At 61.1% G+C, this 18,223-nt stretch carries 19 protein-coding genes; 4 read left to right on the forward strand and 15 right to left on the reverse strand.

The window, feature by feature from the left end:
- Nucleotides 1-283: 283 nt before the first annotated feature.
- The 15 genes from ACF8O8_RS16080 to ACF8O8_RS16150 all read right to left on the reverse strand — a co-directional run bounded on the left by ACF8O8_RS16080 (nt 284) and on the right by ACF8O8_RS16150 (nt 15,405).
- Entirely contained in the window at nt 284-1,213 is a 930-nt protein-coding gene (locus ACF8O8_RS16080) for a ketoacyl-ACP synthase III (protein ID WP_003254453.1), read from the reverse strand.
- 489 nt (nt 1,214-1,702) lie between these two features.
- The gene (locus ACF8O8_RS16085) at nt 1,703-3,268 is read right to left on the reverse strand and encodes a flagellar hook-associated protein 3 (protein ID WP_004575773.1); all 1,566 of its coding nucleotides are present in this window, start codon (nt 3,266-3,268) and stop codon (nt 1,703-1,705) included.
- Between the two features lie 13 nt (nt 3,269-3,281).
- Entirely contained in the window at nt 3,282-5,324 is a 2,043-nt protein-coding gene (gene flgK, locus ACF8O8_RS16090) for a flagellar hook-associated protein FlgK (protein WP_392509985.1), read from the reverse strand.
- A gap of 12 nt (nt 5,325-5,336) precedes the next feature.
- The gene (flgJ, locus tag ACF8O8_RS16095; protein ID WP_010955099.1) at nt 5,337-6,491 is read right to left on the reverse strand and encodes a flagellar assembly peptidoglycan hydrolase FlgJ; all 1,155 of its coding nucleotides are present in this window, start codon (nt 6,489-6,491) and stop codon (nt 5,337-5,339) included.
- Between the two features lie 11 nt (nt 6,492-6,502).
- A complete protein-coding gene (locus ACF8O8_RS16100; RefSeq protein WP_004575771.1) occupies nt 6,503-7,612 on the reverse strand; it encodes a flagellar basal body P-ring protein FlgI in 1,110 nt (369 codons plus the stop codon).
- Nucleotides 7,613-7,624: 12 nt separating this feature from the next.
- Nucleotides 7,625-8,320, reverse strand: coding sequence for a flagellar basal body L-ring protein FlgH (gene flgH, locus ACF8O8_RS16105; protein WP_003254461.1), 696 nt, complete (start codon nt 8,318-8,320; stop codon nt 7,625-7,627).
- A gap of 36 nt (nt 8,321-8,356) precedes the next feature.
- Nucleotides 8,357-9,142, reverse strand: a complete 786-nt coding sequence (gene flgG, locus ACF8O8_RS16110) for a flagellar basal-body rod protein FlgG (protein WP_129932589.1) — start codon at nt 9,140-9,142, stop codon at nt 8,357-8,359.
- A 47-nt stretch (nt 9,143-9,189) separates the two neighbouring features.
- The gene (flgF, locus tag ACF8O8_RS16115) at nt 9,190-9,930 is read right to left on the reverse strand and encodes a flagellar basal-body rod protein FlgF (RefSeq protein WP_010955101.1); all 741 of its coding nucleotides are present in this window, start codon (nt 9,928-9,930) and stop codon (nt 9,190-9,192) included.
- 160 nt (nt 9,931-10,090) lie between these two features.
- The gene (locus tag ACF8O8_RS16120) at nt 10,091-10,282 is read right to left on the reverse strand and encodes a hypothetical protein (protein ID WP_003254464.1); all 192 of its coding nucleotides are present in this window, start codon (nt 10,280-10,282) and stop codon (nt 10,091-10,093) included.
- A gap of 70 nt (nt 10,283-10,352) precedes the next feature.
- Nucleotides 10,353-11,675 carry a flagellar hook protein FlgE gene (gene flgE / locus ACF8O8_RS16125; RefSeq protein ID WP_010955102.1) on the reverse strand — a complete coding sequence of 441 codons (1,323 nt, stop codon included), beginning with the start codon at nt 11,673-11,675 and terminating at the stop codon, nt 10,353-10,355.
- Nucleotides 11,676-11,703: 28 nt separating this feature from the next.
- Complete coding sequence (gene flgD / locus ACF8O8_RS16130; RefSeq protein ID WP_003254468.1) at nt 11,704-12,405, reverse strand: flagellar hook assembly protein FlgD; 702 nt, start codon at nt 12,403-12,405, stop codon at nt 11,704-11,706.
- Between the two features lie 12 nt (nt 12,406-12,417).
- The gene (gene flgC / locus ACF8O8_RS16135) at nt 12,418-12,861 is read right to left on the reverse strand and encodes a flagellar basal body rod protein FlgC (RefSeq protein WP_003254469.1); all 444 of its coding nucleotides are present in this window, start codon (nt 12,859-12,861) and stop codon (nt 12,418-12,420) included.
- Nucleotides 12,862-12,863: 2 nt separating this feature from the next.
- The gene (gene flgB / locus ACF8O8_RS16140) at nt 12,864-13,274 is read right to left on the reverse strand and encodes a flagellar basal body rod protein FlgB (RefSeq protein WP_392509986.1); all 411 of its coding nucleotides are present in this window, start codon (nt 13,272-13,274) and stop codon (nt 12,864-12,866) included.
- Between the two features lie 321 nt (nt 13,275-13,595).
- Complete coding sequence (gene cheR / locus ACF8O8_RS16145; protein ID WP_004575768.1) at nt 13,596-14,423, reverse strand: protein-glutamate O-methyltransferase CheR; 828 nt, start codon at nt 14,421-14,423, stop codon at nt 13,596-13,598.
- Between the two features lie 52 nt (nt 14,424-14,475).
- Complete coding sequence (locus tag ACF8O8_RS16150) at nt 14,476-15,405, reverse strand: chemotaxis protein CheV (protein WP_010955104.1); 930 nt, start codon at nt 15,403-15,405, stop codon at nt 14,476-14,478.
- Between the two features lie 77 nt (nt 15,406-15,482).
- Between ACF8O8_RS16150 and flgA the strand changes: the two genes are divergently transcribed.
- From flgA to ACF8O8_RS16170, 4 genes are all read left to right on the forward strand, one after another.
- Nucleotides 15,483-16,235: a flagellar basal body P-ring formation chaperone FlgA gene (gene flgA, locus ACF8O8_RS16155; RefSeq protein ID WP_392509987.1), complete on the forward strand. Its 753-nt coding sequence runs from the start codon at nt 15,483-15,485 to the stop codon at nt 16,233-16,235.
- Between the two features lie 164 nt (nt 16,236-16,399).
- Nucleotides 16,400-16,714 carry a flagellar biosynthesis anti-sigma factor FlgM gene (gene flgM / locus ACF8O8_RS16160; RefSeq protein WP_003254479.1) on the forward strand — a complete coding sequence of 105 codons (315 nt, stop codon included), beginning with the start codon at nt 16,400-16,402 and terminating at the stop codon, nt 16,712-16,714.
- Nucleotides 16,715-16,763: 49 nt separating this feature from the next.
- Nucleotides 16,764-17,231 (forward strand): flagella synthesis protein FlgN, encoded by a 468-nt coding sequence (locus ACF8O8_RS16165; RefSeq protein WP_020193298.1) that lies wholly within the window; start codon nt 16,764-16,766, stop codon nt 17,229-17,231.
- A gap of 80 nt (nt 17,232-17,311) precedes the next feature.
- Nucleotides 17,312-18,055 (forward strand): flagellar brake protein, encoded by a 744-nt coding sequence (locus ACF8O8_RS16170; protein WP_010955107.1) that lies wholly within the window; start codon nt 17,312-17,314, stop codon nt 18,053-18,055.
- Nucleotides 18,056-18,223: the final 168 nt, after the last annotated feature.

The following is an 18,223-nucleotide window of genomic DNA, read 5'->3' on the forward strand; positions in this document are numbered from 1 at the left end:
TTTTTTCAAAAAAAAAATACTGGCATGGGGCCAGCCCTGAGAAATCAAGGGGTTAAGGGCGGTTTATTGGCGTCAAAAACTGTTTGGAATGGGCTGAATGCCTCATCCCGCCTGTAGGAGCGGGTTCACCCGCGAACACCGGCGAAGCCGGTGCCATAGACCGAGCTGCCTTCTTCGCGGGTGAACCCGCTCCTACAATGGGCTGCGTCAGGCAGACATTTATTTTCGACAGAAAAAAAGCGCCGGGCGGTGGCCGCCGGGCGCTTTTAGGGGCTGACTGGGATCAGTCGCGGTACAGGATGGCCGAGCCCCACGACAGACCCACGCCGAAGCCACTGATCGCCACGCGCTTCCAGCTGCCATCGAGCATGTGCTTCTGCAGCAGCAGCGGAACACTGGAGGACACCGTATTGCCGGTTTCCAGCATGTCCTTGACGAACTTCTCCGGGTGTTGCTCTTCAAAGCGTCGCGCCACGGCGTCGACAATCGCCGCACTGCCCTGGTGGATGCAGAAGGCGTCGATATCCGACGACTTCAGGCCGCTGGCATCCAGCAGCTCGTGCAGGTGCGCTGGCACCTTGATCAGGGCGAAGTTGAATACCTGGCGGCCGTTCATGAAGAACTTGCCGTCGCTGACTTTCAGGTGCTCAGCCCCGGAACCGTCAGTGCCGAAACGCGCCTGGCCCAGGTTCCATACCGCGTTTTCACCCATCCAGGTGGCCGTGGCGGCGTCGCCGAACAGCATGGTGGTGTTACGGTCTTCCGGGTCGACGATCTTCGAATACGGGTCGGCGGTGATCAGCAGGCCATTCTTCAGGCCTGCCGCTTCCATGAAGCCTTTGATCGCATACAGGCCATACACATAGCCGGAGCAGCCCAGTGACACGTCGAACGCCGCCACGCGGGTAGACAGGCCAAGTTTGCTCTGGACGATGGCTGCGGTGTGCGGCAGGCCTTCTTCGTCGCCGTTCTGGGTGACCACGATCAACGCATCGATCGATTGCGGATCAAGGTCGGGGTTGCTGGCGAACAGTGCCTGGGCGGCCTCTACGCACAAGTCGGAGGTTTCTTGCTCTTCGGCCTTGCGCGGCAAGAACGACGCACCGATCTTGCCGAACATGAACTCTTCGTCCTTGCCGAACTTCGCACCCTGAACGTAGTTGTCCAGGCCAGCGGTGGGCACGTAACTCGCAATGCTTTTGATGCCAATCATTCTGGCTTCCCAATGAAAACAGCCAAAGACCACCACTCGATGAATTGAGGGCGCCAAATACCGGAGCGACCACCGCCAGGGGTTGTAGCCAGGGCTCGCCTGCGCACCGGTAACAAAATGCTGCAACAGCTGCTGCATAGAATACAGGGAAGATGAGCGTTTTGACTCATTGGTCACATTGAAATGCTACGAAAGCCGTGGCGAGGGTGTGGGGACTGGGGAATTTGCGGAATGACCGGGCGGGCACTGGACCTCGAATGATCAGCTTCGCAGCAGATATCGATGGGGCCGCTTCGCGACGCAAGGCCGCTCCCACGAATACGCAACCTTCAGGAGAAAGGACGACCTGGACTGCCCCCAAGAAGCTGGACACCAATCCAACCCTTGGGAGCAGTCCAAATACGCCGCCCTCAGGAGAGAGGAGGACCTGTGGGAGCGGCCTTGTGTCGCGATAGGGCTGCGCAGCAGCCCCAGGATCAGGCAGGCAGATTAGATCTTGTCGAACAGGCTTAGCTGAGAAATGCGCGCAAACGCCAACTGCGAAGCCTCAAGCATGGCCTGCTGCAGGGTCAGCTGAATGGTGGCCGAGGCCATGTCAGTATCGCCAATGGCACTTTGTGTGCTTTGGTTGGCCAGCCCCAGGCTTTCGTTTTCCTGCGCCTGAATATCCAGCGAGTTGCCCCGCGCACCGATCGAACCACGGGTAATGTCGATACGATCCCGGGCACTGGCCAGGTTGGAAATCGCCGAGTCGGTGGCGGTTTTCAGTGCAGCCTGCGCCTCGGGTGTGTCCAGTGGCTTTTCCAGAGCGCTGCGTAGCTGGCCCAGGGTATCCAGTACGTTCTGCGTGCGATGGGTATTGGCATTGACCGAGAACTGGTCGCCTTGCTTCGGCGCGCTGTCGAACTGGTAGGTAACGCCTGCCACCGTCACTGCGTTGCCCGCCCCTACTGTACCCGAGCCAATCGGCTTGCTTTCGGCACTGTACGGCTGCGCATACAACGAATACTCGGTGTCGCTGGTGAAGCGGATCACCGCGCCGTTGCTTGGGAAGGTGCTACGGTAAGCTTCCGGGTCGGTGACGCTGGTGCCGGTCACCTGCGCCGTCGACGGGTTACCCGCGCTACGCGTCGCCGTAAGGGTATCGGGCTTGGCTTCGAGGGTGAACACATGGCCGGCAACGACGGCGTCAGCATCGTCACCTTCCGCCAGGTTCAGGTTGATCTCGAAGTCGACACCGCGCAGCGAGATCATCTTGCCGCCTTCGGTATTGACGTCGAACTTGCCCTTGCCGGCGGTTTCATTGGTGATGTCATTGCCGGCGGCATCCCTCACGCTGTACTCGGTGGCACTGGTGAAGGTGACAGAATACGGCTGACCAGCGGCAAACTGATTGCCGTAGGTGGTGGCCGAGGTCAACAGGCCGCCAGACAGTAATACCTTACCGTCATCCGGCGACGGTGCTACCAGGCTCGACTGGGTGCGGCTGTTGTTGGTGGCCTGGTCGAAAATGCTGTAGCCGGTGTCGTTGGTCGCCAGGCGCAAGGTGTCGGACACCTGCAGGCTCAGCTGGGTCTGGTCGCCCTGGTAGCTGTAGGTGCCGTCGGCGTTGCGCACATAGGGCGGGGTCGACGACTTGGAGCCGCCAAACATGTAGTCGCCGTTGGCATCGCGCGAGTTCAGCAGACCGAACACGTTGGCTTCGATTTCCTTGATCTCGCTGGCGATCGAGGTACGGTCGGCATCGCTCAGGCCCCCGTTACCCGCCTGGATCGCCAGCTCGCTGGCACGCTGCAGGGCATCGTTGATGGTCGATAGCACGCTCTCTTCCTGCAGCAGGGCGTTCTTGACCGTGGTCATGTTTCCGCTGTACTGCTCCAACAAGGCGCTCTGTTGCTGCAGCACCAGCAAGCGCGCAGCGCCGACCGGGTCGTCACCGGCCGACTGGATGCGCGATTTGGAGGTGACCTGTTCGGTAATCTTGGCCAAGTTGGAGTAGTTCTGGGAGTAGCTAGTGGCGCTGGTCTCATAGAACTGAGCAGTTGAAATACGCACGGTCCGCTACTCCTTACAGGGCGTTGATCAGGGTGGAGAAGGTTTCTTGCGCCGCCTTGATGATCTGCGACGACGCTGTGTAGTAGTGCTGGAACTTCACCAGGCTGGCCGCTTCGTCATCGAGGTTGACGCCCGACACCGCGCTGCGGCTCTCGGTCGCAGACTTGAGCACTGCCTGGGTCGCCGTGGTGTCAATGGTGGCCTGGCTGGCCTTGGCCCCTACCCGCTCGACCAGCGAGGCGTAGGCCGAGGTGAAGCTGGTACCGGTGCCGGAATTGGTGCCCACGGTCGACTTGGTCTGCAGGTCCAGCAGCGCGTTGGCATTGCGGTTGTCCGCCTTGCCGTCGGCATTGAACGACAGGGTAAAGCTGTCATTGGCCGCAGGGCTGCCACCGATTGTGGTCTCGACGGCAAAGGTACGCGGGTTACCGCTACCATCCAGAATCGGGTCGCCGGCCGCATCCAGCATCGGCACGGCGATGGACAACTTGTTGTCCTGCCCAGGCACCACGCTGCCGGTACCAATCTGGGTACCCTTGGCGTCGAACAGCTTGTAGCCCTGGGAGCCACCGCTGGCAGCGTCGAACACCACGCGCACCGGCATCGAATCGCGAATCGACTGCTGGATCAGCGCGGTATCGGCACCGCCATAGATATCCAGCGATTCGCCCAGCGTAGGTTGGGTGATGGTGCCGGTACCGCTGTTGCCACTGCCTGCCGCAGCACTGATCGGCCCGGCGAAGGCCAGCTTGTTGGCATCGGTCAAGGTCGTGGTAATGCTCCCGGCAGCTGCACGGGTGGGGATGACCTTGAAGCTGTCGCCGGCCGCCAGGCCGCCGCCTTTCAACGCCAGGCTGAATCCATCGATCACCGGTGCCGGGTCGGTATTCAGGTCGAAGCTGCCCATGTCGGTGCCGTCCGAGCGACGCACACTGTACTGGTTGGCGCTGGTGAACTTCACCTCGTAGTCGTAGGTGGTCAACGCACCGCTGTTGGCGATGGTGACATCCAGATTGCCGGAGCCTGCACTGTTGTTCGACGAGGCCAGGCTGCGCTGGGCAATGGCGGTGGCGCTGTTGATGCTGGAGAACAGCGAGCTGCCGAACTGGCCGTTGGCATCCAGGCCCTGCCCCAGCTGGCTATTGATGCTGTCGGCGACGACCAGGGCAACGCGACCAAGCTCGTTCATCGACGGCGTCAGCACGTCCTGGCGATAACGCAACAGGCCGCCAATGGCGCCACCGGACACCACCGAGGTCACGTCTGAGCTGAACGAGTCATAGTTGATGCGCAGGGCAACCTGGCTCTTGTCGGCCACACCCGGCTCCACCGACAAGGTGTTGGCCTTGGTTCCGGTGACCAGCGATTGGCCACTGCCCAGGTACACGTCGTAGTTGCCATCACGCTCCTGCACCGTCACCCCTACCAGCTCGTTGAGCTGGCGCACGGCTTCGCTGCGCGCATCCAGCAGGCTGTTGGGGCTGTTGCCGGAGGCGCTGGCCGCGGTGATCTGCTTGTTGTACTCGGCAATGTTGGCGGTGAGCTTGTTCACCTGGCCGGCCATGGTGTCGAGCTGGGAGTTGATCGTGGCGTTCTGCTGGGTCAGCTGGGTGCTCACCGCGTTAAAACGGTTGCTCAGGGTTTGCGCCTGGGTCAGCAGCAACTGACGCGAGGCAACGTCACCCGGTTTCGCCGCTGCAGTCTGCAGCGCCGAGAAGAAGGCGGTAAGGACCGAGCTGATGCCGGTGTCACGGTCGGCCAGCAGTTTGTCGACGCTGGTGATCTGATCCTGGAACGTCACCGAGTCTGCCTGCAACGAGGTGGCCGTCTGCAACTGGTTGTCCAGGTAGGAGCTGTAGATGCGACGCACATCCGCCAGCGTGGTGCCGGTACCCAGGAACCCTGCGCCTATGTTGTGCGAAGGCCCCGCCGCCTGAACCGTCTGCTGGCGCGAGTAGCCACTGGTCGCGGCGTTGGCGATGTTGTTACTGGTTACCGACAAGGCCGCCTGGCTGGCACTCAGGCCACTCAGGCCGATGGAAATCAGGCTCGACATGATTTAGTCCTTTTATAAGTTCGTGGTTCTGCCAGCCATGGCGTATTGCGGGGTTGACTGCATTTGCTGGGCGATGCTGATGATTTTCTTCGCATAGCCCGGGTCGGTCGCATAACCTGCTTTTTGCAGCTCTCTTGCAAACTGCTCAGGGTTATCGGCCGCATCCAGCGCACCTTGATAGCGAGCATTGCTCTGCAGCAAGGTAACGAGATCGTGGAAGCTGTCCTGGTAGGAGTCGTAGCTGCGGAACGCCGCGGTTTCCTTGACGAACTGGCCATCGCGGAATTCGCTGGTGATCGCCCGCGCCTGCTCGCCTTGCCAGTTGCCGGTGGCTTTGATGCCGAACAGGTTGTGGCTGCTGCTGCCGTCGCTGTTGCGCATCACCGACTTGCCCCAACCGGTTTCCAGCGCGGCCTGGGCCACCAGGTAGCGTGGGTCGACACCAATGCGCCGGGCGGCCTGCTCGGCCATTGGCAGCATGGTGGCGACGAAGGCGTCGCTGTCGGTGAAAGCCTTGTTCGGCGCCAGCGGTGGCTGGGCCACGGCACGGCCGACAATGCGCAGGCCGTTGTCCGGCACGGCGAAGGCCTTGGCTACTGCCTGACCGTCACGGGCAGGCACGGCGGCGTTATTGGCAGTTTCCGCCGACGGCACGATACCGGCCAACAGGCGGTCGGTGAGTTTGCTTGGCAGGGCCAGGCGCCGCGCGTTGAGTGCAGCAACGTCGTTGCGCGTAGCGGACGAGGCCATGGCATGCGCTGGCTCCGCCACCTTGTTGCCCCACAATGCCGGGCCACCGCTATCGACGCGCGGGAACGGGCTGGTATTGATCGACGCACTGCGGCCCTTGGTCAGCTGGCGCACCAGCACGTCCTGCAAGCCGATGCCGCCACCTTCGCGGGACATGCTCACGGCCAACTGCTGGTCGTACATGTCGCGGTACTGCTTGACCGTTTCGGTGTTCATCGGGTTGTCGTCGGCCAGCACGTCACTGGCCTTGCGCGAGGCCTTGAGCATTTCGCTGATGAACAGCGACTCGAATTCCTGGGCCACCTTGCGCACATTGGCTTCGCTGTCGCGATCGCCGTGCTTGAGGGCACTCAGACGGTTGAGGTCGGTGTAGGCGCCGCTGTCGGCACTACCGGATACCTGGCTTTTGATATTCATCCGCGCCGTCCTCAGATCACGATCAGGTCGGCCTGCAAGGCGCCGGCCTGTTTCAAGGCTTCGAGGATCGCCATCAGGTCGCCGGGCGCTGCGCCCACCTGGTTCACCGCGCGGACGATTTCATCCAGCGTGGTGCCCGGGCCGAACTTGAACATCGGCTTGGCTTCCTGCTCGGCATTGACCCGCGAGCGTGGCACCACGGCAGTCTGGCCATTGGAGAAGGCCCCCGGCTGGCTGACGATCGGGTCTTCGGTGATGGTCACGGTCAGGCTGCCGTGGGTCACCGCCGCCGGCGACACCTTGACGTTCTGGCCGATCACGATGGTGCCGGTACGCGAGTTGATGATGACCTTGGCCACCGCCTGGCCCGGGTCGATTTCGAGGTTTTCGAGGATCGACAGATAATCCACGCGCTGGCTTGGGTCCATCGGCGCGCTGACCCGTACCGAACCACCATCCACGGCCTGGGCCACGCCAGGGCCGAGCAGGTCGTTGACCTTGTCCACGATGCGCTTGGCGGTCGTGAAGTCGGGGCGATTGAGGTTCAGGGTCAGGGTGTTGCCCTGGTTGAAGCCGCTGGGCACCGCACGCTCGACACTGGCACCACCCGGAATACGACCGGCCGACGGCACGTTGACAGTGATCTTCGAGCCGTCACGGCCCTCGGCGTCAAAGCCACCCACGACCAGGTTGCCCTGGGCAATGGCGTAAACGTTGCCGTCGATACCCTTGAGCGGGGTCATCAACAGGCTGCCGCCGCGCAGGCTCTTCGAGTTACCGATCGACGACACGGTGATGTCCACCACCTGGCCCGGCTTGGCGAACGGTGGCAGGTCGGCATGCACCGACACTGCGGCAACGTTCTTCAGCTGCACGTTGCCGGAACCGGCCGGCACCTTGATGCCGAATTGCGACAGCATGTTGTTGAAGGTTTGCAGGGTGAACGGCGTCTGGGTGGTCTGGTCACCCGTGCCATTGAGGCCTACCACCAGGCCGTAACCAATCAACTGGTTGGAACGTACGCCAGAGATGCTGGCAATGTCCTTCAGGCGCTCGGCCTGGGCAGCGAAGGCGCAGGACAAAAGCAGGGTTGTGGCAATCAGCTGCCTCACGTTGAACATGGTCATCCGTACTCAGAAAGGCCAAAGCGGGCTGATGAAGAAGCGGTCCAGCCACCCGGGCTGGCTGGCATCGGCGAACGAACCGGTACCGGAGTAGGTGATGCGCGCGTCGGCCACACGGGTGGACGGCACGGTGTTGTCGGTGGCGATATCGTCAGCGCGAACCATGCCGGCAATGCGCACCAGCTCTTCGCCGGTGTTCAGGGTCAGCCACTTCTCGCCGCGCACGGCGATGATGCCGTTGGGCAGTACCTCGGCCACGGTGACGGTGATCGAACCGGTCAGCGTGTTGCCCTGGGTGGCCTTGCTGTCGCCCTTGGTCGCGCGATCGCCGCTATAACCGGCCTCCAGCGAAAGGTCACCGCCACCGAACGGATTATTGGTGTTGGGCGTGCTACCAAACAGCGAAGTCAGGCCGATGTCGGTCTTGCTGGTCTTGGCGATCTGCGAGCCCGCGTTCTTGCTGGCGGACGTGCGCTCATTGAGCGTGATGGTGATGATGTCACCCACCCGGAACGCCTTGCGGTCGCTGTACAGGTTCTGCTCGAAACCGGCCTGGTAGATCGAACCGTTGTTGGCCGCTGCCGGCAACGGGGTGCGCGGCAACACCGGCGCATAGTACGGGTCGTTGGGCTTGGGCGTCGGTGCGACGCAACCTGCCAGCAACACCGCCCCCCCCAGGGCGAAAACGGACAACAGACGATTCATGACACTTACCTCACGGGCGCAGCTGAGTGACAGGGCTTAGAGCTGTTGAGTAACGAACGACAGCATCTGGTCGGCCGTGGAAATGACTTTGGAGTTCATCTCGTAGGCACGCTGAGTGGTGATCATGTTCACCAGCTCTTCCACGGTACTGACGTTGGAGTTCTCCAGCGTCTGCTGCAAGGTGGTGCCAAAACCGTTCAGGCCTGGGGTGCCGACCTGAGGCGCGCCACTGGCGGCGGTCTCGAGGAACAGGTTGTCGCCGATCGCCTGCAAGCCAGCCGGGTTGATGAAGTCGGCGGTCTGGATGTTGCCGATCACCTGTGCAGCCGGGTTGCCGGCGGTGGTGATCGACACGGTGCCGTCCTGGCCAACGGTGAAGGTCTGGGCGTCGTTAGGCACGACAATGGCAGGCTCCAGGGCGTAGCCGTTGTTAGTGACGATCTGGCCGTCGGAGTTCAGGTGGAAGGTACCGTCACGGGTATACGACACGGTGCCGTCCGGCTGCAGGATCTGGAAGAAACCGCGGCCGTTGACTGCCATGTCCAACGGGTTGTCGGTGGTTTGCAGGCTGCCGGCAACGAAGCTTTTCTGGGTGCCCACGATACGCACACCGGTACCGACCTGCAGGCCCGAGGGCAGCTCGCTGTCCTGGGTCGACTGGGCACCAGGCTGGCGCTTGATCTGGTAGAGCAGGTCTGCGAATTCGGCGCGATCACGCTTGAAGCCGGTGGTCGAGACGTTGGCCAGGTTGTTGGAAATGACCGTCAGGTTGGTGTCCTGAGCGGACAGGCCGGTTTTAGCGACCCAAAGAGCCGGAAGCATGTGAGTTCTCCTCGTGCGCCTGTTTTACGGCACCCGTTCAAAAGTGATTAGCCGATTTGCAAAACCCGAGCCATGGCTTCGTCGCCTTCCTTGGCCGTATTCATCATCTTGACGTGCAGTTCGAACTGGCGGGACAGCGCCAGCACCGAGGTCATTTCCTCGACAGCGTTGACATTGCTGCCTTCCAGGAAGCCAGCCACCACCCGCACGTTGACGTCGGCATCGGCCGGCTGGCCGGAAGTGGTATGGATCAGACCGTCCAGGCCCTTCGTCAGGCCTTTGGTGTCCGGGTTGACCAGTTTGATGCGGTCGACCTCGGCCATCACCCGCGGGTCTTCACCCATGGAGCGGATGCTGATGGTGCCGTCGGCACCCACTTCCACTTTCTGCTCCGGCGGGATGGCGATCGGGCCACCGTTGCCGATCACCGGCATGCCATTGCCGGCACGCAGCACACCGAGGGCATCGATGTTCAGGCTACCGGTACGCACATAGGCTTCGCTGCCGTCCGGCGCCTGCACGGCGATAAAGCCTTTGCCGGTCACCGCCACGTCAAGGTCGCGGCCAGTTTCGACCAACGGGCCTTCACTGAAGTCGGTGGCCGGGCGCTCGGTCATGGCGAATGCACGCGCCGGAAAGCTGTCACCGAACACCGGCATCGAGCGGGCCTGCTCCAGGTCGCGCTGAAAACCGTTGGTGGAAATGTTCGCCAGGTTGTTGGCGTGGGCCTTCTGCGCCAGCGCGTTCTGGCTGGCGCCGGTCATGGCCACATAAAGCAACTTGTCCACAGTTTCTCCTCTGCGCGTAGCTGCCGCGCTGTCACTGGGCAGGTTCCAAGCAATAATTGAACCAAGTCTGAAACACCCGGTTTACGGGGCTTTCAGCGCGGCAAGGGGCAATAACCGTCAGTTTGTCGGCGGATGTTTGCCGCCTGCGGCAAGGGCTTGCTCAATGGGCGCGGCAGGCGGCGTTGTTGTAGGGGCCAGAGTGGCGCACCCAGCCTTTGCCCGGGTTGTGGGCCGAACACAGGTAGCGGCCGGTGACCAGGCTTTGCCATTGATAGAACGGGGCGGGGGCAGCGGGGGCAGGCAGAACCAGCACCAGCAAGGGGAACAAGGCCAGTAACGACAGCCGCTTCATTCGCGTGAACCTTCACATTCTTGGGGCCGCTTTGCGGCCCCAATTACAAACACCAAAGCCAATACAATCATCAGGTCATCTGAATGATGGTCTGCATGATGGTGCTTTCAGTGGAAATGGTCTTGGCATTGGCCTGGTAGTTGCTCTGCGCCTTGATCAGGTTTACCAGCTCGCCGGTCAGGTCGACGTTGGAGTCCTCCAGGGCACCACCGGAAATCTGGCCGAGGGTACCGGTGTCCGGAGCGCCGATCACCGGCACGCCCGAGGCATAGGACTCTTTCCAGTTGGTACCGCCAATCGGCGTCAGGCCCTGCAGGTTGGCGAAGTTGGCAATCGCCACCTGGCCGATCACCTTGTCCTTGCCGTTGGTGAAGCTGGCAAACAGGTAGCCGTTCTGGTCGATGCTCAGCCCCGACAGCTCACCGGTGGCGAAGCCATCCTGGGTTTTGGCGATTTCTGCGGACGACGCGTTGTATTGGGTGGCACCCAGCATGTCCAGCTTCACACCGTCCGCGTTGGCGATGGCGCCATTGGCCGACCACTCTCCAGCGGCGTTTTTCTGCGCCGGGATCCAGTCGTTGAGCTGGAAGATCTTGTCTTCGCCAATGCTCAGGCCGCCCGCGACGTCACCCGCAGTCATTGCATCCTTGTCCAGCGTACCATCGGACTTGAACGGCACGGCGTTGACCAGCGGCGTGGTGGAGGCCGGATTGGCCGGGTTGCGGCCATCGATAGTGGTGTGCATGGACCAGGTATTGGTCGCGTCGTCCTTGATGAAGTACTGGTTCATCTGGTGTTCATTACCCTGGCTGTCGAACACCGGGGTATTGAACGTGAAGTTGTAGGAACTGGCATTGGTGGGATCGAAGGGCGTCACCGACGGGGAGGTCGCAGCCGAGTTCAGGTTGATCTTCTCGGTGATGAGGCTGGTCGGCTTCGGCGTCAGGTTGGAAGTATCGATCTGCAGGTCAGTCAGGATGCCCTGGATGATCTTGCCGTCCTCGCCGACCGCATAACCCTGCAGGTTGGCACCCGAAGCATTCACCACATAACCGGCCTTGTCGCTGTAGAAAGCGCCCGCACGGGTGTAGATCTTCGAGCCGTTGTCGTTCAGGGCAAAGAAGCCGTTGCCATCGATAGCCATGTCCAGCGCCTGGCCGGTGGCGTTGATATTGCCTGGCGTGAACAGCTGCGACACCGCGGCAGTCTTTACCCCGGTGCCGATCACGGTCTTGCCCGCGCTGGTGCCGCGGATGGAGTTGGAGTACTGGTCGGCGAACTCGGCACGCGACGACTTGAAGCCGGTGGTGGCAACGTTGGCAATGTTGTTGCCGGTAACGTTCAGGGCCTTGTTTGCTGCATAGAGGCCGCTAAGGCCGATATTGAAAGACATGTGTAACTCCTGTCGTTTTGCTCAGGCCCTAGATGCCGATGCTTTGGATTTTGGAAAGCGCAACACTGCCCAGCCCGGCCAGGTTGAGCGTCATCTCCGAACCGTTGCTACCCATGGTCACACTGGTAACCGAGGCCGGTAGGTTGGTGGTCATGGCCGTGGCCTTGCCATCGATCGAGGCGGTGGCCTTGAAGGTGTAGGTCCCGGCGGCCGCGACTTCACCGTCATCGTTCAGGCCATCCCAGGTAAAGTCGATGCTGCCAGACTTCTGGGTACCGAGTTCGATGGTGCGCACCAGCTTGTCGTCCTTGTCGTAGATCCCCACCGAGGTGGAGGTACTGGACGACGTCAGGTTGACCGAGCCCTTCATGTCCTTGCTGGTATCGACCACAGCCTTGTCGGTCTGGACAATGACATTGCGCCCGACCAGCGAGGAGGCCTGCAAGGCCTGGGAAGATTGCAGCCCGGCCGCGATGTAGGTCACAGCGTCGTTCAGCGACTGCATGCTTTCCAGGCTGCTGAACTGCGCCAACTGGGCCACGAACTCGCCGTTTTCCTGCGGGTCGAGCGGGTTCTGGTTCTGCATCTGGGTGACCAGCAACTGCAGGAACGCGTCCTTGCCCAGCGCGCTGCCGGCGGCGCCGGTAGAGCTGTCAGTCTTGGACGTCTGCTTCTGCAGCGAGGTCAGGTATGCGCTGCCGACGTCTGTAGTGGAATTGGTGGTGGTCATGTCGGCTTCCTATCACTGCCCCAGGGTCAGCACTTTCTGCATCATGTTCTTGGCCGTGTTCATCAGTTCAGCGTTGGTCTGAAACGCGCGGCTGGCGGAGATCATGTCAGCCATCTCCTCGACCACATTGACGTTCGGGTAGTAGACGTAGCCGTCCTTGTTCGCCGCCGGGTGGTTCGGCTCGTAGCGTGCTTCAAGGGTGCTCTGGTCTTCGACGATGCCTTTTACCTGCACGCCCTGCCCTGCCTCGCCCTGGTCTTCGAACAGCGACTGGCTGCTACCGGCCTGCGCATTCTGGAAGGTGGTGGCGAACACCGGGTGGCGGGCGCGGTACGTCTGGTCGATGCTCGAAGACACGGTCTCGGCGTTGGCGATGTTGGACGCCACGGTGTTCAGACGCGTGTTCTGTGCGCTCATGCCGCTACCGGCAATGTTGAAGACACTGGAAAGGGACATGGTCATTCTCCCCGCAGGGCGGAAACCAGCCCTTTGAATTTATTGTTGAGCAAGGTGAAGCTGGCCTGGAAGCCAATCGCGTTTTCCGTGTAGTTCGATTGCTCGATCTGCGCATCCACGGTGTTCTGGTCGATCGACGGCTGCAGCGGCGTGCGGTACTTGAGGGTTTCATCGGCCATGGCCAGGCCCTCAGCTTCGATGTGCCGGCTGTTGGTCCGGTCAAGGTTGAAGCGGCCGCCGCTCTGCTGCTTGTCGCTTTCGGCTGCGAGCACCGAGGCGAAGTCCATGTCACGGGCCTTGTAGTTGGGCGTGTCGGCGTTGGCGATGTTGTTGGCCAGCACTTCAGCGCGCTGGGCGCGGAAGCCCAGTGCCTTTTCGTGAATACCAAGCGCCTTGTCGAAGCTGATGCTCATGTCAGGGAAACCTTCAGAGGTTGACCGGAATTTCGTTGAGCAAGGTATAGCAAGGGCTGTGCCAACCACTGGAAAGCCCGTATTTATGGGGTTTTGCGGCGCGGTACTGTCAGATTGATGCCAGAAAAGCGGCAAAGGCCTTCCGCCTGAGGTGACAAAAGCGGCAATTGATGGGCGGCAAAAGCGGCAAAACAAAAAATTGACGTCAGTGTTTTCCTGGGCCGGCCTCTTCGCGGGTAAACCCGCTCCTACGGGGAGCTCGGCAGGAACAGCGGATAGGCATACAAAAAGGCCGGCATCTCTCGATACCGGCCTTCGTGCTTACTTGGCCTGGTAGATGATCCCCGGGCTGCACTGCACCATCTGGTAATGGTCCGGCAAGCCGTTCAGCGCTTCCGAGGCGCCGAGGAACAGGTAGCCACCGGGCTTGAGGGTACTGTGAATGCGCAGCAGGATGTCCTTCTTCACCTGCGCCGAGAAATAGATCAGCACATTGCGACAAAACACGATGTCGAACTTGCCCAGACTGGCATAGCTGTCGAGCAGGTTGAACGAGCGGAACTCGACACGGCTGCGAATCGCCGGCTTGACCGCCCAACGCCCCGGCCCCTTTGGATCGAAGTAGCGCTGCAGGCGTTCCTGGGACAGGCCGCGGGCAATCGCCAGGCTGTCGTATTCGCCGGTCTTGCAGTTGGTCAGCATGGTGCCGGAGAGATCGGTGGCGACGATCTGCGCCCCCATCTTCAACTGGCCGAGGTTGCTGCGCTCGAACTCGTCGATCGCCATTGAAATGGAATACGGCTCCTGCCCCGACGAACAGGCCGCCGACCACATGCGCAGGCGCTGGCCGGGGTTGTTGCGGATGAACTCGGGGATCACCTTGTTCTTCAACACCTCGAACGGGTAGGTGTCGCGAAACCACAGGGTCTCGTTGGTGGTCATGGCATCGACCACCTGCTCGCGCAAACCGCCGCGCGGCTGGGCCTGAATGCGCTGCACCAGCTCACCCAGGCTCTTGATGCCCTGTTGTTCCATCAGCTTGTTGAGACGGCTGGAAACCAGGTACTGCTTATTCTCGCCCAGCAGGATGCCACAGGCTTTCTCCAGGAAGACCCGGAACTGTTCGAAATCCAAATTACCCGTAGACACTACTGCCGCCTCTTTTCAATCACTGGTGCCGGAGGGCATGCCCCCGGCTGCTTCAATGCGCTGCCTTGATCCGGTCGACCACCCGCTGGGCCAGGTCGTCCGGTTTGAACTTGGCCAGGAAGTCATCGGCACCGACCTTCTTGACCATTGCCTGGTTGAACACCCCGGAAAGCGAAGTATGCAGGCAGATGTGCAATTTTTGCATGCGCGGATCGCTGCGAATCTCTGCGGTTAGCGTATAACCGTCCATTTCCGGCATTTCAATGTCCGAGATCATCATCAGGAACTCTTCTTCCGGCTTTTTGCCCTCATCCACCAGCTGACGCAGGTAGTTCAGCGCCTGACGGCCATCATTAAGCGCCACTACCTCGACCCCTACGGTCTGCAGGCAACGGCTGACCTGCTTGCGCGCAACCGACGAATCGTCGACGGTCAGGACCCGCATCAACACCGCCTTGTCCTGCACTTCTGCATCTATCACACCGGCCGATACCGACTCGGACGACGGCGACACTTCGGCCAGCACCTTCTCCACGTCGATGATCTCGACCATGCGGTTGTCCACCCGGGTGACAGCGGTCAGGTAGTGATCACGGCCGGTACCCTTGGGTGGCGGATGGATCTCTTCCCAGTTCATGTTGACGATGCGCTCCACCGAATGCACCAGGAAGCCTTGGGTCTTGGTGTTGTACTCGGTGATGATCACGAAGCTGTTGCGTGTGTCTTCCTGCAACGGCCGCAACCCGGTGGCCATCGACAAGTCGAGGATCGGGATGGTCGCCCCGCGAATATTGGCAACGCCACGCACCACAGGGTGCGCCTTGGGCAGCAGGGTCAGCGCAGGGCATTGCAGTACTTCCCTGACCTTGAACACATTGATGCCGTAAAGCTGTTCGCCATTGAGGCGGAACAGCAGCAATTCCAGGCGATTCTGCCCCACCAGCTGCGTGCGCTGGTTGACCGAATCCATAACACCCGCCATGCCAGACTCCTTAACGTTTCAGCCTTTCGTTGCAACTCAGGTAGCGAGTCGGCACGGGCTTTGCTTTTTTGAGTGTCATGCACACGAAAACGACATTTTCCCGACGATTGACACGCCTGCTGACTGGCCCGCTGGCCACGCTGTGCCTGCTGATGCCCGGCGTTCGCACGGTGGCGAACGCGTTCACCTTGCCTGAACAGCTTATCGGTGTCACCCAAGGGTTTCTTGAATTCACCGTTGAAGATTATCTGTCCACCACCCAGACTGCCGGCCGCTATGAAATCCAGGTCAACCCGTTGGACCCACGCCTGCGCATGCCGTTGTGCAGCCAGCAGCTGGACGCCTCACTGGAAAGCCCGGCCCAGCCGCTGGGCCGGGTGACGGTACGGATACGCTGCAACGGCGCAGCACCGTGGACGGTATTCGTGCCGGCCACCGTGCGAGTTTTCCGCGACGTGGTGGTGGTGACCCGCCCGCTCAAGCGCGACAACACGGTCGGCGAAGGTGACGTGGCCCTGCGCGAGCGCGATGTCGGCACCCTGGGCCAGGGCTTTCTGACCGAGCTGGACCAGGCGGTGGGCATGAAGATGCTGCGCCCCACGGTGATCGACCAGGTGCTCACCCCGCAACATCTGGAACAGGCCGAGGTGGTGCGCAAGGGTGACCAGGTGGTGATCATTGCCCGCAGTGGCAGCCTGAGTGTGCGCATGCCGGGCGAAGCCCTGAGCAAGGGCGGCCTGAGCGAGCAGATTCGGGTACGCAACCTCAATTCCAAACGCGTGGTCAAGGCCAGGGTGACCGGCCCGGGCCAGGTCGAGGTCAGTATGTAGGCCAGCCACCAGATTGCGCTGGCAGTGAGGAACCGCTTTTCCTAAACTGTGTCAGAACACGGGTTCGCGGGCTTGCCGACAGGCGGCAATGCATTTGTGCCTAAAGTTTATATCGGGTTGGCCGAAAACAAGGCAAGCGTCCAAATACCCAGAGGTTTCTGATCATGGTCATCGACTTCAGTCGTTTGAATAACTCTCCGTCCGTCACGGGCGGCGTGCGCGGCAACACCGCGTCCGGCAGCGCCGAAAAACCGGCAGCCAGCCAGGAAGCGGTGAAAGACACCAGCGCCAGCGGAGAGGCGGTACACCTCAGCCAAGAGGCACAGCAGTTGCAGAAGATCAGCGACAAGCTGCGCGACGAGCCCGTGGTCAACAGCGCCCGTGTGGCCCAGTTGAAGCAGGCGATCGCCGACGGCAGCTACCAGGTCGATGCCGGCCGGGTCGCCAGCAAACTGCTTGATTTCGAAGCCCAGCGCTGACCGTACGGCGCGCTGACTTCACGGACGCCAGAAAAGCCAAGAGTTAGCCATGCACGACACCACCTTGCTGCAACTGATCGAAGATGACATTGCCCCGATGCAGGAATTGCTCGACCTTCTGCACAAGGAAGCAATCGCCCTGCATGGCCGCGACATGCCGCTGCTGGAGCAAATCCTGGCGCGCAAGCAGTCGTTGATCATCTTGCTCGAGCAGCACGGCCAGCGCCGCAGCCAATTGCTCGGCAGCCTGGGCCTGAGTGCCGACCGCATCGGTGTGCAGGCTGTAGCTGCGCAGTCACCCCATGGTGATGTGATGCTGCAGCGGCTCGACATGTTGTCGCAACTGATGGACGACTGCCAGCAGGTCAACCAGACCAATGGCCGGATCATCCAGGTGCAGCAACACGTCACCAACAACCAGATCCGCATCCTTCAGGGCGGCGATTCGCCTTCGCTCTACGACAGCCGTGGCAGCACCTCGCCGCTGGCCAAGCCGCGCGCGCTCAGCCAAGTGTGATTTTTTCTATCAAGGCACAGAACATAGTGGCAAAATGCCGTTACTTGCGTGTGTCGCTTTTGCCTGGAGAACAATAAGCTGTGTTCAATGAATCCGATGCCCCGCAACCACCCAAGGTGTTGAGCACCCCCTTGGAGATTGCGGCCAACTTGCGGCAGCTGCAGGAAAGCCACGACCCCCTGATCATCACCTTCCACGACCGCAGCCATCGCTTCCAAAGCTATGTGGTGCACGTGGACCGCGAAAGCAACACCCTGGCACTGGATGAGATGATCCCCCGTGACGGCGAGAAATTCATCGAGAACGGCGAGCACTTCCGTGTCGAAGGCTTCCACGATGGTGTACGCATCGCCTGGGAATGCGATCACGCGCTGAAAATCAGCGAAGTCGACGGCCACCGCTGCTACAGCGGCCCCCTGCCGCAAGAGGTGACCTACCACCAGCGCCGCAACGCCTTCCGCGCCGCGCTGAAGCTATCGCAGCTGGTCGACATCATCCTTGACGGTGCTCACCTCAAGGGCAACGGCGCCATGCGAGGCAAGCTGCTGGATATCTCGGCCACCGGCTGCAAACTGCGCTTCGAAGGCAATGTCGAAGACCGCTTGCAACTGGGCCAGGTGTATGAGCGCTTCAAGGCGGGCAACCCACTGGGCCTGGTGGACACCATGGTCGAGCTGCGTCATCTGCACTATGAAGAGCGCATCAACACCACCTTTGCCGGCGTGCGTTTCCACAACCTGAGCGGGCAGGCGCAGCGCAAGATCGAGAGTTTCGTGTACCAGCTGCAGCGTGAGGCGCGGCGGTTCGACAAGGACGATTATTGATCGTCGGTCGGTAAAACAGAAAACGCCACCTGCTGAGGTGGCGTTTTCATTTGTGTTTCTGCTGGGCTGGCCGCTTCGCGGGTAAACCCGCTCCTATGTATGGACTCGCCCACACTGTCTAGCTGCTTTTTGAACATAGGAACCCGGTTGCATCTATGTATCAGGCCT

The sequence above is a fragment of the Pseudomonas sp. TYF_14 genome (assembly GCF_043105275.1).
GTDB classification, from domain to species: Bacteria; Pseudomonadota; Gammaproteobacteria; order Pseudomonadales; family Pseudomonadaceae; genus Aquipseudomonas; species Aquipseudomonas alloputida.